Genomic DNA, 16,572 nt, shown 5'->3' on the forward strand with positions numbered 1-16,572 from the left:
GGACCGAGTTTCAGCTCGGCCGGGAGGACATCCGGAGGGGTAGACGTGATCGATCTTCGTGCGCCGGCGAGTGGAACCGTCACGCTGCCCCGAGGGCATCGCTGGGTGGTGGTCGATGTCGAGACCTCGGGTGTGCGTGCAAACGCCCACCGCGTGCTCAGCGTCGCCGCGCTCGCGTTGCGCGAGGACGGTTCGGTCGAGCGGGAGTTCTCGTCGCTCGTCGATCCCGGTTGCGACCCCGGGCCGGTGCACATCCACAACCTCACCCGCGAGCGGCTCGCGGGAGCGCCGCGCTTCGAAGACATCGCGTCGGAGCTGGCGGACATTCTCGCCGGCGGCACCGTCGTCGCCCACAACGCGTCGTTCGACTACGGCTTTCTCGACGCCGAGTTCCGGCGGGCGGGAAGGACACTTCCGGTGCAGCAGCGGCTGTGCACGCTCGCGTTGTCGCGCCGCCTCGACCTGGACCTTCCCAACTACCGGCTCGCGACGCTCGCGGAGCACTGGCAGATTCAGCAACTCCAGGCACACGACGCGTACGACGACGCGCGTGTGCTGACCGAAATCTTTCTGCGCAGCGCCGGAATGGCACAGACACTGCAACTTCCGCTGCCCGTCGTGAACTGCCGGAGCAGCAAGTCGGTGTACCCGGCATCGGTGACCCGGGTTCCCTGCCGGTGGAAGAACCCGGGCAAGCTCACGGACGCCGGTCTCGTGCAGGGTATGAAGGTCGTGATCAGCGGGTCGACCGCCACGCCGCGGACGGCACTCGCCGAGCGCCTCACCGAAGCAGGGCTCGACGTCCTCAACCAGGCGAGCCGGCAGACCAGTGTGCTGGTGTGCAACGACCCCGTCGTGCAGACCGCCAAGGTGCGCAAGGCGATGGCCGAAAGCATTCCCGTCATCAGCGAGCGACACCTCGACGACCTTCTCACCCGGGTCGCTCCCGGCGAGCCCAAGGTCGCCACCGTCATCGATGTCGTGCCGCAGGCACAGATCCCGGTGGAGACTCCGCAGGTCGTCACCGCCCCCGCCCCCGACGACACGGCGCCGGCACAGGGCTGGGCGCTGCAGGGCCACAAGCCCAAGTTGTGGTCGGGCCGAAAAGTACTGTTGCTGGGCGGAACCCATCTCGAAGCGGTGATGATGCGGTCACGCATCGCGCAACTCGGTGCCAGGCCCGCCCTCAACTTCACGGCCGCGGTCACCGACGCGCTGGTCCTCGGCGGCGGCGAAAGCGACAAGCGGATGCCCCGGGTGCTGCAACGCGCGCTGCCCGTCCTCACCCCCGACGACGTCAACGCCGCGGTGGAGAAGGGTGTGATCCCACCGCACATGCGGACCGAAGCCCGAATGACGGCGCCGGTGCTGTCGCTCGGCGAGGTGACCGACCTGCCCGCGAAGATCACGTCCTGGTCGGTGAACATCGCGTGGAAAGCCGAAGCTGTCGACGACGAGTTCGACATCGACATCGTCGCGTTCCTGCTCGGTTCGGACGAAAAAGTCGACACCGATGACGATTTCGTCTTCTACAACAACCCCGTGTTCGACGACGGGGTGGTGGAACTGACCATCGACGGCAGCAGTGAGCAGTGCGTCCGCGTCGACCTCGCGTCGCTGCCCGCCGAGTGCGAGCGCATCGCCATCGCGGCGGCTATCGACGGCGACCGTACCTTCGGTGACCTCGGCGCCGTCTCCGTCAGCGTCGACAGCGACGACGGCACTGCCGCGACCTTCGTTCTCGACGCCGGGACCACCGAACGCACGATGGTGCTCACCGAGATCTACCGCCGGGCAGGCAAGTGGCGTCTTCGGGCGGTGGGGCAGGGCTACGACGACGGCCTTGCGGCCCTTGCGGTGCGGTACGGGGTCGACGTCGATGCCTGAACGGTCACGGGTACTGCCGTCGCGAGATCCGCGATGAGCATTCGTATTCCCCAGGAGCCGAGGTTCGCGCATGTCACCGAAGAAGTGGTGTGGCGGGCGCTGATCGATCAGCTCGGGCCGAACGACCTCGTGGTCGCGAACCAGCGCGTCACCGACCACGACAAGGACCACGAAATAGATTTCGTCGTGGCGCTCGAGGGCTACGGTGTGATCTGCCTCGAGGTCAAGGGCGGGGGAGTCTGGTACGAGAACGGCGCGTGGTATCAGCGTCGCCCGGGCGGACCCGCCGTCATCGATCCGGTGGGACAGGTGCGGGGTGCAATGTACGCGTTACGCCGGTACGTCGACGACGATCCCCGTCGCCCCGTCGGCCACGTGCGCTGGGATCACGTGGTCGTGTTCCCCAACAGTTCCTTTCCCGCAGACTTCGCCTTGCCGGAATGTCCCCGCTGGAAGGTGATCGACCGTGACGATCTGAGCGGAATCGTCGGCAAGCTCATGAAGGTGCTCATCGATCAGCACGTCGCGAGAACCGGGATCGACGCGGATTCGATCCTCGAACTCGCAGATGTGCTGTCGGGGCGTGGATTGCCTCAGCGCGACGTGGTCTCGCGCGCACCCGAGAACGAAGACGCCGGCAACCTGCTCACCCAGCAGCAAGCCGCGGTACTCGATGCGGCGCGTCTGCTTCCCCGCGTCGAGATCCGCGGAGGAGCGGGAAGGAACACCGACCAGAAAACGGCCGCTGTCGAGCGGCTTGAGCAGCTCGGCCACGGAAGTACGCCCAGAATATGCGGACGGCAGCTCCTTCAGATTATTTCACGCTGTGCCGACATAGAACTCGGAAAGCCCTATCGAAGACTAGGAACTGGTACGGCGTTGCACTTGTAGGAATCGGCAACCTAAGTTGTCGGTGGTGGTTCATTCATGCGCAGAGACCAGATTCTGCATCTTCTCCGTTCCGTTATGTGACGGACCACGATTGAGACGTCAGGACATTGGGTCAAGATGGGGAAACGCGACAGGCTGTGGCTGGTGGCGCTCTTCGCAAAATCAATCTTGTTAGGTATCCTGTACTGATGTCTACGAAATCGATACTGGAGCAGTACAAGATTCATGACTTCCTTTCGTGGGATGCGGAAGGGGCCCTCATAATTAACCGAGATTTCCAGAGGCGCGAAGTATGGGCCCCGATCGCGAAAGTGATGCTAATTGACTCGATCTTGCGGGGTATGCCTATGCCAAAGATATACCTCCGGACAAAGGTTGATCTTGCTACGAAACGCTCTGTTCGAGAAATAGTAGATGGTCAGCAACGACTTAAGGCTATCATCCAATTTTCGAACAATGAGCTTAAATTGAGTAGTAGGGCTCAAGAATTTGCAGGAATGACGTATGCGGATCTTAGTGAAGACTTGAAGGAGGAGTTCTTAACCTATCCCATCGCGGTCGACCAGCTTATAAATGCTGATGACACAGATGTGTTGGAAGTATTCGCTCGACTGAATTCTTACACGGTATCTCTGTCGCCGGCGGAGAAGCGCCACGCGGAATTCCAGGGTGATTTTAAGTGGGAGGTTGTGAAGGCCGCGGTCGACTGGAGAGTCTTATGGGAGGAGCTGAAGGTGGTCCAGGGTCGCGATCGATTAAGAATGAAAGACGATGAACTTGTCGCGGAGATCTACGGTGTGGTTCTTGAAGGCTTGCAAGACGGAGGTAGCTCCTATGTTAATTCACTCTACAAGAAGTATGATTCGGGTATCCCGGACATTGAATCCGTTCGAAGTCGAGTGTATAACTCGCTCGGAAATATAGTCCAAGATTTCGGTGATCTGATTTCGGAGTCGGAAATCCGCCGTTCGACCCAATTCTTGATGCTATTTGCCGCATATGACCGTTTGCTCACGGAAGGTCATAAAATAGATAAGACGGACGCTCGTCGACGCTTGGAGGAGATTTCGTTTTCTTTAACCGAGGAGGTGGATCCTATTGGCGTGAAGGGGTTTGTGGCCGCATCAAAGGGGTCGACGCAAAGGATCGCGACACGGCGGGTAAGGTTTGACGCCTATCAGTGGGCGCTAATTGGTAAATCCGATAGCGTGTAGGCAGTAGACTTTGACTAATAATCTATTGGGTGTAAGTCAGAAGTTTATCCGCAGGTGTCGATTGATCGAAGATCAATTTGTCCAGTTGGACAATCCTGATGCGCAACTGTACTGCATATTGCGTTTTTATTCTGAGTGGGAGCGCTTTGTTGAGGATGTCATATTTGTTTCTGCGGTACGAAGACCAATTACTGGTTCAGGTGTGCGTCTAGACGTAGCGGCGGAGGTTCTTGTACGCGGAAGTTTTAGGGATGCTCTCGCATGGTCATGTGCTCCACGGAACGGTCGTCGTCCGAAAGTAATCTATTGGGGAGATGCATCGAGAGTTGTTCCAATCGTCAGCAGGATGGGTTTGTCGAACGCCCAATCTGTCGTAGGTTCGCTTGGTGCCAGTAACTCTTGTGCGGACGATCTTCGAAAGCTTCGAAACTTCGTTGCCCATCGGAACCCGGATACGTGGGAAAAAGCAAGTGAGGTATGTTCAATCGGCTCTGTTGGAGATGTTTCCAACTATTTGGGTGAGTACGTTCCGGGAGGGGCGAGAAGGTTCTCGGCGTGGTGTCGGAATTTGGAGATCTTAGCCGTGGCTGCAGCGTCGTAGAGGGAGGTAGATCTGTATCGGCGTATATTGCTTGCTGTCTGCCAAATGGCGCAGCTCGCCGCAAAGTGTCACTGTGGCGGTCGGTACGTCTGGGTGACGCTGAACAGTCGGTTCTTCGCCGTGTCGGCCGCACTGGGTGAATCGCCGGTGGGGGACAGGCGGGGTGTGGGTGTAGCGGTGATTCCCTGTGGCATGCCGAGCTGCGCCCGATATCCGCGCGTACGGTTGAGCGGAAACATGCCGGTGTGAATGCGCTTATGCACACCGACATGGGACCGGATGCGGAGCTGTCGGGGACAGTTTCTAAGGTGGTGGGGTCCGTTGCCGTCGGCGGGTGGAAGCAGGGTGTGGAGTGGACGTCGCGTCGAGGGACAACGATCCCGAACTGAGGGACCGCGTGCAACGCCTGCTTGCCTTCATGGCAGAGCTCGTCAAAGCCCGCAGCGCACCGGTTCGCATCGTCGACAAACACCGTGCCGTGATGTCCCTCGAGGAGGGAAACATCAGGGCCGGCCTGAAAGCTCACGCCGCGTCGGGTGAGGTCTTCCTGCGCGCGCGTCGTGCTCAGCTCGAAGACCCACCACTCCCTTCCGGTGAGTTCGCGACGTACGTTCGCGGAGACATCGCCGACTCCGACATCGAACCCGAACTCGACCCGACGGCCCCCGCCACTTTGGCAGGCTTCGACGCCTGGCTCACGGACTGGCGGACATGGGCGGCCGTCGACCGTGAACGACGAGCCGCGTCGCATCTGTACACGTTCCTGCAGCGAACGATGCTAGACCTCGAAGACCAACCGGAATCGCTCGAACTCGTCGTCGCGTCGGGTTTGCTGCATCTGTCCGAGCGGGTTGCGGGCGCGCGGGTTCGGACGCACCTGATCACGCAGTCCGCTCTGATCGAGCGGCACGGCGACTCCGGCGACCTGGTGGTCCGGCTCGATCCCGGCGCCGGCCCGTCGTTGGAAGACGTCCAGATCCTCACCGGGCTGGAGGTGTTCGACTCGTCGAGTGTCCGCGAACTGCACGACTCCCTTGTCACTCAGGTCGCATCGCCCCTCGATCCCGCCGCCCGTGCGTTTCTGAAGAGCTGGGCCGAGCGTGCGCTCACCCTGCGCGTCGAGGTTGCCGAACGTGCGGAAGAAGCATCGTCGCCCGACGCATTCGTCACCCCGTCACCCGCACTCGTCCTGCGCAAGCGCGGTGCCCACGCACTCATCGAGTACTACAACCGCATGACCGAGGCCGCAGCCGACGAAGCGAACCCGGTACCGCTCGGTCTGGCGCAACTCGTGGAAGCCATCGAGCCGGCAGACCGTGTCGCATGGCTCGACCGCATCGGCACGCCGTCGGCCCTCTTCACCGGGGATCCGCTGCTCCCACTGCCCGCGAACGAAGAACAACGCGAGATCCTCGACCGGCTCGCCGGCGACAGCGGCGTCGTGATCGAAGGCCCACCGGGTACGGGCAAGACCCACACCATCGCCAACATCGTGTCCGCGCTGCTGGCGCGTGGCCAGCGGGTGCTGGTCACCAGTGAGAAGGCGCAGGCGCTGCGTGTACTCCGGGACAAGCTCCCGGACGAGCTTCAGGACCTGTGTGTGGCGGTGACCGACCCGGTCGACGGCGGGTCGGTGGAGCTCACCCGCAGCGTCAGCGAAATCGCCATCCGCAAAGCGCAATTCAACGCGCGGCGCGCGCAGGAACGCATCGACGAACTCACCACCCAACGGAACGACGCACTCGGCCGTCGAGCGACTCTGATGGAACAGATCCGGCAGGCGCGAGCCGAAGAAGCGTCGGTCCACGCCGAGGTCGCTGCCGGTTACGGGGGGACGGTTGCGTCGATCGTCCGGCGGGTCCGCGCACAACAATCCAAGTACGAATGGTTGCCCGCGCCTCTCCTCACCGACACCCCGCCGCTGACGGTCGACGAACTCGTCAACCTCCATGCGCTCCATCAGCGCTCGAGTGTCGAACGCGCGCGTCGTCGGCACCAACGCTTCCCTGAGCTGTCCCTCCCCACCCAGAGGGAACTGCAGTACGCGTGTGCTGCCGTCTCGCAGGCATCGAACGGCACCGCGAACGACGAGATGCAGGGGTTGCTACGGATACTCGAGGGCGCATCCCTCGAGGCACTCGCCCACATCCGCGAGCGGTGCGAGCAGTTGCAGGGTGCCCTGAAGGATGCAGATCGCCTCGACGCTCGAATTCGTCGCGTCGCCGACGACGTCCTGTCGGGGAAGGCTCAGCATCTGTGGGGAAAGACCGCCGAGCTCGCAGGGCTCGTGCAGGCCGCGCAGGACGCCGACCGGATCGTCGGTGCCAGCTCGGTCCAGGTGCCGGTAGCGGGACCGCTCGCCTTCGAGGCGTACGACGCACTCGCCCGCAAGCTGGAGGCCGGGGAAACCTGGCGCAACGGTTTCGCTCGGTTCCTGAGAAGCGACGAACAATCCGCAGTCGAGGCGCTCGGTGAGCCGGCGACCGTCGACGGCGTCGCGGCCACCACCGCCCACACGGTGCGCATCGTCGCCGAACATCTCCGCGTGCTCGAGGCGATCCGGGTGGCGGGGGTCGTCCTGCGCGATCTGGGCATCGACATCGAGCTCGACGAGCCGCGCAGCCGTGCTGTGGGCACCCTCGCCTTCATCGACCGCGACCGCGTCATCATCGACAGTCTGGTGGCACGGGTGCGAGACGTCGAATCGGCGCTACGCGACATCCACGCCGGTGCGCCGCGGATCGCTAGTGTCGAGCAGGCGCGATCCATTGCGGAGTCGGCACGGGCCATCGCCGCGACTGGCACTGCGGAAGCAAGCAAGAACTGGCTCGAATCCATCGGAATGTATGTGCGGAGCCAGACTGCCGGCGGAGCGTCGCCCGAAGGACGCGCGCTCGCACGCGCCTTCCACGAAGCGGACTTCGAGGCGATCAATGCGGCGCTGGACGCGTGGGACCGTGCGGTCGGTGAACAACGCGAGGAGCTCGAACTCGTATCCCTGCAGGCGCGTTTGACGACCGCTGCACCCGCGCTCGCCCAGGCCCTCGGAGACAACCCGTTGAGCTTGGCATGGCCGGTTCGTCTCGCACACATCGAGGACGCGTGGGCGTGGCGCCGCGCAGACGACTGGGTGCGGCGCTTCCACGAGCGGAGCGACGACGGGCACTTCGAACGCGAACTCGACGCCGTCGAGAAGGACATCACGCGTCTCACGACGCAGCTCGTCGAGGAGAAGGCGTGGAGTGCGTGTCTCGCCCGCACGACTGCCGAGCAGGTCCAGGCACTCCATTCGTACCGCGACCATGTCGCGAGCATCGGTAAGGGAACCGGGCGGTATGCGGAGCGCTACCGGGCCGCGGCGCGCGAGGCCATGCAGGTTGCCCAGGGCGCGGTGCCGGCGTGGGTGATGCCGTTGCAGCAGGTACTCGCTTCGATTCCACCCGAACAGAATTCGTTCGATGTCGTCATCGTCGACGAATCGAGCCAGGTCGACATCAGCAGTCTGTTTCTGCTGTGGCTGGCGCCGCGAGTGATCGTCGTCGGCGACGACAAGCAGTGCGCACCGAGTGCGGTGTCGTTGGGTGCATTAGACGGCGTCTTCACTCGTCTCGATTTGTACCTGCCCGACATTCCGAACTACCTGCGCGACAGCTTCACTCCGCGCTCGAGTCTGTTCTCCTTGCTGCGGTCACGGTTCGGAAGCATTATCCGGCTGCGGGAACACTTCCGGTCGATGCCGGAGATCATCGCGTGGTCCAGCGAACAGTTCTATGCGGACGACCCGCTGGTTCCCCTGCGGCAGTACGGGTCCGACCGCCTGCCGCCACTACGCACCACGTACGTCGAGAGTGGCGCCGTCACAGGGCAGAACTCCACGTTGGCGAACCACGTCGAGGCCCATGCCCTCGTCGACACCCTCGTGCAATGTGTCCAGGACCCCGCGTATGACGGCAAGACATTCGGCGTGGTCGTTCTGCAGGGACAGTCGCAAGTCGACGTCATCCAGAACGAACTGCTGGACCGTCTCACCCCGGCTCAGTGGGAGGAACGCAGGTTGCGCGTCGGCACGCCCCCCGATTTCCAGGGCGACGAGCGGAATGTGGTGTTCCTGTCGATGGTCGTGGCGCCCGACCAGAACATCGCGGCCATGACGCGGACCGAGTACCAGCGCCGTTTCAACGTTGCGGCGTCGCGTGCTCAGGACCAACTGTGGTTGTTCCATTCGCGGACGCTCGACACGCTGCGGCGGACCGACCTGCGGTATTCGCTGCTCTCCCACATGCAGTCGACGTCGACGATGCCCGCCGCACCCATGCCGGACGGTGTGACGCGAGACGAGCGACACGAGGCGTTCGGCAGTCTCTTCCAGCAGGAAGTGTTCCTCGATATCGTCGCCCGCGGATATCACGTGAACCCGCGGGTCGAGGTGAACGGCCACTTCATCGATCTGGTGGTGACCGGTGCAGCAGGCAAGCTGGCTGTCGCGTGCGACGACGGGCAGTGGCACACCAGCGCTGACCGGCAGCGCGCCGACCTCGAGCGGGAACGTGAGCTGCACCGGAGTGGGTGGAAGTTCTGGAGGGTCCGGGAGTCGGAATATTACCTCGACCCGGCGGCGGCAATGACCGGACTGTGGGGCGAGCTGGAACGTCGCGGAATCACGTCCGGCCGGGTGGATATGCAATCGATCGCCGGGACGGACGATTACTGAAACGGCTTGTTAGCAACAGGGTCTCGGCCGGGAACGTTACAGTGCGTCTTTCCGCCCGCATTCTTCAGCAAAGTACACAGGTGCCTGATATTTATTGATGTGCAACAACTCTCAGCGAAGGATCCCCGAAGACATTGTCTCTTGGGGACTCTTCGTATACGAAGGGTGCGGCGTCTACGACGGTAGGGCGATGAACGTCAGCGGATCCGAATTCTCGAAGCGATCACTGACATTGCCCACCAAACCACCTTCGACGGCGGTGTCGCCGAGCAGATCCAGCTTGCGTGCCGACGCCCCTTCCGAGAAGTCGAGATCCTCGAGGTCCACCCACACGATGTTGGGACGCGTCGTCGACTCGAAGACGTAACGCTTGCCCGTCAGATCTGCGACGATCTGCCAAAGCGTCTGCGATGCAAACGGTTTCCCAGGATCCGGCACTCGGAACGGTTGTGCGGCGTTGCGGATGACGCTGAACATTCCCGCGATGGCCTGAACCTGGCTGTCGGGGACGGGAAGTCGCCCGACGTAGTGAGCCGCGCGGGCGAATCTGTCGGGTGCCGCATCGGTGCCGGGGAGAGGTTCGTCGCCACCGAACCCCTGGACGCGTTCGAGCAGTTTCAACTGCTCGCAGTAGGTGGGTGAGTTGGTCATGACTGTGTAGTCGCGGCTGTGCCACACCGTGGGCTTGCCGTCGAGGTATTCGATGATCGCGGAATCGCCGGTCGCATCGTCGAGGGCGAGGTGAACCGCCGGCACCTCGCCGGTCGCGGGATCGCCCAGCGGCACGACCCGCAGTTCGTTCTCCTCGACGTACGCGACGGCGTCGGCGACGGTGGAGAAGTTGTCGAGGAAGTACTGCATCCACACCGCGACGCTCAGCGCGGGTTTGCTGGTGTCGCGGTGCCCGTAGTCCGACTCGGTCAGCCACAGGACGTGCCCCGCCAACCCGGCTTCGTTGAGGCCGTCGACGGTCATCACGTCGTAGGCTCCCGCAACCACGCTGCCGTACTTCGACGTCCACGAGAGTTGCCCGCCGACCCCGTCGTCACGTGTCATTCCCCGGGGGAACGCCCACAGGTTGGTGGCGGTCTCTCGGTGGTAATCCATGTTCCGGCCTACAAGCACTTGACCGGATGGGCCGTGCCACACGACTCGGGTGCACATACGCGACACCTTTCCGCGGGAGTTCCGCGCATCGGCAGTTTCCAGTACCTGTGACTCGGCGTATCCCGGTTCGCATTCCTGTGCCGATTCGCAAGGGATTTCGATGTTGTATCACGGGGTGACAAACGATGTCGTCAACGATACAGCCGGGGATCGACTGTCGGGGTGAATTGTGTCGTCATTCGTCCGGGACAGTGCGTCGAGGATTGCTTTGACCCGCACCTCGTCCTCGACTTCGAGAAGGTCGGTCCAGAAGAACGCCGCTTCGGAGGTGTAGGTGTGGCCGAGTCCACCTGGTACCTCGGCTGCGAGCACCATATCCAGCGTGACCTGTCAGAGCGTGACGAACGGCATCCACGACATCTCTTGGTCGATGTCGGCGCCGCGTTCCTCGCGCAGCCGATCCGGGCGGTGCCGAACCAGTTGGGAGGACCACCACACGATCGGGATGTTGCGGGTCATGACGTTGCGACACCAGCTCAGGAGTTGAAGAAGGTGGACGGGCCTTCCGGCGGCAAGATGGGAAATACCCGTCCGATCTCGCATGTCGCGGCAGAGACGGGAATCTCCCGAGCGTGCGCCAGCAAATGGATGGCCCGCTACCGCGAACACGGCGAGCTCGGTCTGCTCGACCGGCCCAGCGTCCCTCATCACCAGCCCACGTCGCACGCAGCATGGTGGATCTTGCGCAGCGCAAGGCCGACGAGGCCGGCGTGGGCATCGGAGGTCACCAGCTGCACCCCGAACAGGCCCCGGGCGACCAGTCCGCGGAAGAAGGTCAGTCAGCCGGCGCCGTCTTCGGCGGAGGTGACATCATGCCCAGCGTTTCGCGGTAGCCGTCGGCGTTGACCCCGACCGCGACCAAGGCGTGGACGATGACGACTCGGCCGTTCTCGCGGGCTTTGAGCACGAGGGCGTCGGCGATGACGAATGTGTACGGGCCCTGGCCCAAAGGCCGGTTCCGAAACGCGCCGACCTGCCCTTTGAGTTCCTTTGCCATGACGCTGACCTGCGATTTCGGCAGTGAGGTGATTCCGAGGGTGTCGACGAGTTTCTCCATCCGGCAGGTCGAGACCCCGAGCTTGGATCGAAATCGACTCGCCCCGAGCACGGTTCAGAGCTGACCGGTTTCGGCATAGGCATGGGACATCCGGTCGCGGCTCGATCACGTATACGTTCGTTGTGAGCAAGTAGGGGTGATGGATGGACGTTTTGCTCGCATCACACGTAGACGCGGATGATTTCGATTGCCGGCTACGCCGAGAGGTCATGGCTCGGCTGCGCCACCGTCATGCGCGAATGTGAGAAGCGTTGTGCTGTTTGTGTATTCGAGCCCGGCGACCTGCTGGATGTCGCACATATCGTGCCTGATGCCGTCGGCGGCGAGTTCATGGGCGATGCGGGCTGCGGACCATTTGTGGGTCCGACGCAGGGTTTCGAGCCGGGAACCATATGTGCCCGAGCTTTCCTGAGCGCCCACAGTGCGTCCGAAAGTCCCTCCCCGAGAACCCTCGGCAAGTCGGTTGTTGCGGCTTCGGAAAGACTCTCTATGTCGGGGTGGATGGACTGAATGTCGTTTGGGCGAGTAACTCGACTTTCGGGATTGCGAACTCGACCAGCATCTCGGCAGACTCGAGCGCATCGGCCGTGACGAATATGTTGGCGGAGAGTGCGCCGATAGCGACCGATGCAGGGATCGGATCGTCGCTCATGTGCCGACCTTCAGAGCTCCCATACCTGGTCGGGATCGTCGAGTGCGGCACGGATCTGACCGAGATCGCCCAGATCCGCGAGGGGAGATGTTCTGGCGATGTCGACGATTCCCCGTAGCACGTCAGTGATTGCTTGCGTGTTGTCTTGCTCGAGCGCCTGGTCGAGTCGGGTGAACAAAGCGTCGAAGGTTGTTCGTCGCTCCGCGAACGCTTGCTCGAAGTATCCCTTGACGATCGACTCGGCGGATTTGATGCGCTGGACCTCCGCGGCTGCGTAGGTGTGGAGTCTCGCGCGCTTCGTTTGCTCGACGGCGTGGATTTCGATGCACTCCTGCGCGGCTGAAACCAACTGGGATAGCGCGGTGAATCCGTCGGCGGCGGAGATCGCGCGTCTCACAGGGCCTAACACATCGCCTTCGTAGATTTTCTGATCAGGCTTCTTCGGCGCCAATGCCGTCTCCTCGGGTCATGGGGCGGTACCGTACGGCCACTTTCGCGCTGTCCTCGGTCAGTTCGCCGTCTTCGTCGAGGACGGGAGTCGCAGCGACATCCCGGACGGCCACGGTGAGTGCCATCGCTTTCTGGAAACGGGATGTGTGGACGCGTGGGTCGAAACTCTCCGAGTCGAGAAGGTCCAGTGCCGCGACGGCTTTGGTGGTCAATGTGCGGAGGAGGTCGCGGAGCTCGTCGATCCGCTGGTCGATACCCGTCAAAAGCGCATCTGTGGTGCCCAGTTCGGCGTTCGCGATCTCGATTCTTGCTTGGAGTTCGGCGGCTTCGGTGAGTGCTTTCTCACCCTGGCCCTTGATGACGAAACCGCTGATGAGTAGTGCGGGACCGAGGGTCACGACATTGAGTGCGGCGGCCCCGAGCGCCACTCCACCGCCACCCGCCGATAATGCGCCTCCGCCGAGCCAAGCCATAGCGGCGCTCTGCGCGGCCGCTCCTGACAGGCCCGAAATGGCAGCCCCCGTGCTGGCAACCCCGAAGCTGGTGGCCGCGGCCGAGACTGCAGACGCGGTTCCGACTCCGGTCGCTGCCGCTCCCATCACCCCGCTGATCCACCCGCCGAGATTGAGTTCGAGTCCACTCGGCCCGTCGAAATAGGAGATGCCTGCATGAAGTCCGTCGGCCAGTAGTTTCTCGTTGTCTCGGACCTGCTTTTCGTTGCGGCGAAGGAACTCTGCCATTCGCAACACGACATCCACCAGCGATTGTTGCTGCAGGTCGCCCAGCGCTTCGAGTTCGGCATTCGTCTTGCCTATGCGTTCCTCGATAGCATCGCGCCGCTTCGTGTATCGCTCCACGGCCGTACGCAACTGGCTCGATGCTTTTTTTCGGTCGGCAATGCCCTTGCCGCCGAGAGCGACACCGCCGCTACCGGTCACGGCACCGATCGCGATCAGTGCGGCAGGTATCAGGGGTAGGACCATGTACTTTCCTTCATGCGGGTTGGCTGAGTGTGCCATCGAAATCGGATAATCAACCAAACGGTGGTGTTGAAGGTCGAAGTGCGTAGGCATCAAGTGCGGCGAGTGCGCAGGTGTGGTGGCCGGCGCCGAAACGGTGTGATTGTGGCAGGGGCAGTTCAGAAAGGTGACTTTAGGGGATTGCGGGTCTTCTGACTGTCCCCTGTTCGAATGATCGACAACGACCTCGGCAGATGCCTGACACCCCGGCGCCTTACGGGCAACTACAGTACCTCGAAGATCACGCTCACTTGCTGCACGTCGCAATGCGTTACCCTTGGCGCCGGAATCCGGGTGGGGAACACCGATGGGGATCGGTGGTCGGATCCAAGGGGGGATTATGAGCAGTGCTGTGCGAGAAATACCACCGATCGTTTATCTGCCATGCATCGAGAAAGTGATCGATTCTGCGGATGCAGTGGTCGAGCTGAGACGCACCCAGGACGGCCGGACGGCGCTTCTGAACCATTCCGCTTTCGACAGGTTCCAGAGATGTTGCGGGGACCTCAAACCGTGTGTTGCACTCCCGGCGGTTGCCTTGGAGGCCCTTCACCGCGCTGACCCGTTCGACCTGCTGCTGCTGGACGTTTTCACGCCGGAGGGGCAGGTGTCGGGGGAGTGAGCGTTTACGTCGATCACACTGCACTCGAAGAGATAACGGCGATGTGCGGGACTGCCAGTAGAACTGTCGGGGAAGTGGGCGAGACCGTTCCGTTGTCGGTCGATGCGGGGGACGCGACGGCGCTCGTACTGGGAATCGCTGCCCTGCTACTGGAGAACGGGGGCGACCTGGTTGCCGCCCTCGCGGCGACCAGCGTTGTCGTCGCAGAGATCAACACCGCGTATCGCAACGGGGATCACGATCTCGCCGCCGACCTGACCCGGGTGTGGGCCGAATGACCGAGCCGCTCGATACCCGCCTGCCCGGTGACCCCGAATCCATTCGTACGGTGGGACGATGGCTCACCGATAAACTCGCGGCCGAAGCCGACCGAGCGGCCGATGTGATGTACGCCGCGCGCCGCCTGGCGGACGGTGGATGGGAAGGCCCGGCAAGCGAGGACTTTCGGAAGCTCCTCACTACGGACGCCCAGACCGCGGAGCGCTTCGCTGAGACGATTGCCGACTACGGGCGCCACATCGACAACCTGGCCGGCCAACTGCGATCCGCCCAGTCGGATCTGGAGAGCGCACGCGACGCGGCACGGGAATCCGGATTGGCGGTGGAAGGCTGGCTGATTCATCCACCGGGAACTCCCCCGTTGGTTCCCGGCGTACCGCCGGAGGACGCGTCGCCGAGCGTTGTTTCGGCCTATGACGCCGCTGTGTCGGCACGACGTCGACATGACGAGCTGACCGCAGCCTTCGAGATCGCCGACGCCGCAGTGAGAGCCGCGAGATCTGTCTGGATGATCGCGCTGGAATCGACCCGCAACGTCGGGGCGGAAATTACAAGCAAATGGTTCTTCTTTGCCGCCAACTCGGTGAACGGCATATCCGGTGCACTCGCTGTTGTGAACGCGGCCGCATTGAGGAAGAACGCAGCGTTCTTGGCCGGAGAAGCGCAGAAGTACGTCGACCTGGCGCGAGCGGGAGTACCCGGTACACCAGCCTCGGCGGTCTACCGAGATTTCGATCTCGGGAGGGCCTTCGCCCATCGTGCCGACGACGCGGCAGCCGCGGCTGTCAGGTCTGACGGCCTGGCGCGAATGAGTGGTATCAAGCTCGGCGGAGCTTTGGCGGTTGCAGGCGTGGCATACGACGTACTTGCCACGGACAAACCGGTTGGTCAGGCGGTTGTTTCCGGGGCTGCGGGATTCGGCGCCTCGTTGGCAGCGGGTGCGGGGACCGGTGCCTTTTTGGGGTCGGCTGTGCCGGTCCTGGGGACAACGGCAGGGGCGATTGTCGGCGCAGCCGTGGGATCAGCCGCAGGGCTCGTCACATCAGGTTCGGTAGACGCTTTGTACGCCAACGGGATCGGGGATGTGGGAGGTGCTGTTTCAGCCGGTGTCGACGCGGTCGCCGAGGCCGGATCAGCCGTTGGCGATGTTGTGGAAGGTATCTGGGATGCACTATTCTGATCAGCTCTCACGACCGATCGAATGGTCGGCGCGAAGATGGACTCGACGCCTGGTGCTCTCGGTGATCGTCATGTCGGCGTTTTCCGTTCCTGCGCTACTCATTGCGGCAGGTGGACTCGTGATCGGTGATCCATACCTGGCGAAATATGGAGTGTTGTTCAGTTGCGTATTAGTGAGCGCGATTCTGATGCCCTTCGCGGCGAATGCGCGTCGGAATCGGGTGCGCTCGATTCGCACCATGGAGTGGAACGGTGTGTCGGCGACTGTCATCGAACATTCACGGATCGTATTCGCAGTGGTGACGACATTTTTCCTCGCCGGGGCTGGACTCTGCCTGTCGGCTGCAGCGGATATTTTTCGTCATGGCGGTGGTGGAGGGATAATAGTCGTCGGCATCATGCTGACCGTGTTCGGATGCGTTGTGGGCTTCTTTCTTCCCATGATGCTGATCGGAAGAATTCGCCGTGGACGACTTGTGTTGACACCGAACGTGATCCACCAACGAGGCTGGAGTCTGGAATCGACGTTGGACTGGCACTCCATCCTTACAGTCAGGCCCGTGGTACTCGGAAACTGGGTGGTTGTGCTTCTCGGACACCCTGCAGCACAGTGGGAGAGACGTGCGACGGTGCCCCGAGGTCTCGGGTGGGACGGGTTGCCCATCACACCGATGATCGAAGTGCATTGTCACATGCACCCGATCGATCCGGTGCTTCTCTACTCGCTCTTGCGGTTCTACCTCGAAAACCCTGGGTATCGAAGCGAGCTGGGGACCGATGCCGCTCTGGACCGGATTCGGACCCGAGTTTTTCCGTTTTCTGATACGTGTTGAAAGCAGACCT

Annotated in this window: 14 protein-coding genes and 2 pseudogenes; 9 read left to right on the plus strand and 7 right to left on the minus strand. The window is 62.5% G+C overall.

Going from position 1 to position 16,572, the window contains the following annotated elements; translation table 11 throughout:
- The first annotated feature begins 45 nt into the window (after positions 1-45).
- From AC0B44_RS18485 to AC0B44_RS18500, 4 genes are all read left to right on the plus strand, one after another.
- Positions 46-1,887: a TerD family protein gene (locus AC0B44_RS18485; protein WP_422423038.1), complete on the plus strand. Its 1,842-nt coding sequence runs from the start codon at positions 46-48 to the stop codon at positions 1,885-1,887.
- Positions 1,888-1,920: 33 nt separating this feature from the next.
- Positions 1,921-2,778, plus strand: a complete 858-nt coding sequence (locus AC0B44_RS18490) for a nuclease-related domain-containing protein (protein ID WP_471904265.1) — start codon at positions 1,921-1,923, stop codon at positions 2,776-2,778.
- Positions 2,779-2,966: 188 nt separating this feature from the next.
- Positions 2,967-3,992, plus strand: coding sequence for a GmrSD restriction endonuclease domain-containing protein (locus AC0B44_RS18495; RefSeq protein WP_471904266.1), 1,026 nt, complete (start codon positions 2,967-2,969; stop codon positions 3,990-3,992).
- 1,019 nt (positions 3,993-5,011) lie between these two features.
- Positions 5,012-9,304 (plus strand): AAA domain-containing protein, encoded by a 4,293-nt coding sequence (locus tag AC0B44_RS18500; protein WP_471904287.1) that lies wholly within the window; start codon positions 5,012-5,014, stop codon positions 9,302-9,304.
- 174 nt (positions 9,305-9,478) lie between these two features.
- On the opposite strand, the gene AC0B44_RS18505 is transcribed toward AC0B44_RS18500, so the two are convergent.
- The 3 genes from AC0B44_RS18505 to AC0B44_RS18515 form a co-directional block, all read right to left on the minus strand.
- Positions 9,479-10,468: a linear amide C-N hydrolase gene (locus AC0B44_RS18505; RefSeq protein WP_471904267.1), complete on the minus strand. Its 990-nt coding sequence runs from the start codon at positions 10,466-10,468 to the stop codon at positions 9,479-9,481.
- A gap of 111 nt (positions 10,469-10,579) precedes the next feature.
- Complete coding sequence (locus AC0B44_RS18510) at positions 10,580-10,783, minus strand: hypothetical protein (protein WP_471904268.1); 204 nt, start codon at positions 10,781-10,783, stop codon at positions 10,580-10,582.
- A gap of 18 nt (positions 10,784-10,801) precedes the next feature.
- The gene (locus AC0B44_RS18515) at positions 10,802-10,930 is read right to left on the minus strand and encodes an alpha/beta-hydrolase family protein (protein ID WP_471904269.1); all 129 of its coding nucleotides are present in this window, start codon (positions 10,928-10,930) and stop codon (positions 10,802-10,804) included.
- Positions 10,931-10,996: 66 nt separating this feature from the next.
- On the opposite strand from AC0B44_RS18515, the pseudogene AC0B44_RS18520 reads away from it, so the two are divergent.
- Positions 10,997-11,158 (plus strand): annotated as a pseudogene (locus tag AC0B44_RS18520) (helix-turn-helix domain-containing protein); the annotation flags it as partial.
- Between the two features lie 11 nt (positions 11,159-11,169).
- On the opposite strand, the pseudogene AC0B44_RS18525 reads toward AC0B44_RS18520, so the two are convergent.
- From AC0B44_RS18525 to AC0B44_RS18540, 4 genes and pseudogenes are all read right to left on the minus strand, one after another.
- Positions 11,170-11,549, minus strand: a pseudogene (locus AC0B44_RS18525) (transposase); the annotation flags it as partial.
- Positions 11,550-12,015: 466 nt separating this feature from the next.
- Complete coding sequence (locus AC0B44_RS18530) at positions 12,016-12,180, minus strand: hypothetical protein (RefSeq protein WP_471904270.1); 165 nt, start codon at positions 12,178-12,180, stop codon at positions 12,016-12,018.
- 10 nt (positions 12,181-12,190) lie between these two features.
- Positions 12,191-12,631, minus strand: coding sequence for a hypothetical protein (locus AC0B44_RS18535; RefSeq protein WP_471904271.1), 441 nt, complete (start codon positions 12,629-12,631; stop codon positions 12,191-12,193).
- Positions 12,612-13,613 (minus strand): hypothetical protein, encoded by a 1,002-nt coding sequence (locus AC0B44_RS18540; RefSeq protein WP_471904272.1) that lies wholly within the window; start codon positions 13,611-13,613, stop codon positions 12,612-12,614. The genes AC0B44_RS18535 and AC0B44_RS18540 overlap by 20 nt, the downstream gene beginning before the upstream one ends.
- A gap of 376 nt (positions 13,614-13,989) precedes the next feature.
- Here AC0B44_RS18540 and AC0B44_RS18545 point away from each other — a divergent pair, with 376 nt between their 5' ends.
- The 4 genes from AC0B44_RS18545 to AC0B44_RS18560 all read left to right on the plus strand — a co-directional run bounded on the left by AC0B44_RS18545 (position 13,990) and on the right by AC0B44_RS18560 (position 16,562).
- The gene (locus tag AC0B44_RS18545) at positions 13,990-14,271 is read left to right on the plus strand and encodes an SAV_915 family protein (RefSeq protein WP_471904273.1); all 282 of its coding nucleotides are present in this window, start codon (positions 13,990-13,992) and stop codon (positions 14,269-14,271) included.
- A 74-nt stretch (positions 14,272-14,345) separates the two neighbouring features.
- Positions 14,346-14,549: a hypothetical protein gene (locus AC0B44_RS18550; protein WP_471904274.1), complete on the plus strand. Its 204-nt coding sequence runs from the start codon at positions 14,346-14,348 to the stop codon at positions 14,547-14,549.
- Positions 14,546-15,730, plus strand: coding sequence for a hypothetical protein (locus AC0B44_RS18555; protein ID WP_471904275.1), 1,185 nt, complete (start codon positions 14,546-14,548; stop codon positions 15,728-15,730). Before AC0B44_RS18550 ends, AC0B44_RS18555 begins: the two co-directional genes overlap by 4 nt.
- A gap of 52 nt (positions 15,731-15,782) precedes the next feature.
- Complete coding sequence (locus AC0B44_RS18560; RefSeq protein WP_471904276.1) at positions 15,783-16,562, plus strand: hypothetical protein; 780 nt, start codon at positions 15,783-15,785, stop codon at positions 16,560-16,562.
- Positions 16,563-16,572 lie beyond the last annotated feature (10 nt).

Source organism: Rhodococcus sp. NPDC019050 (genome assembly GCF_055664235.1).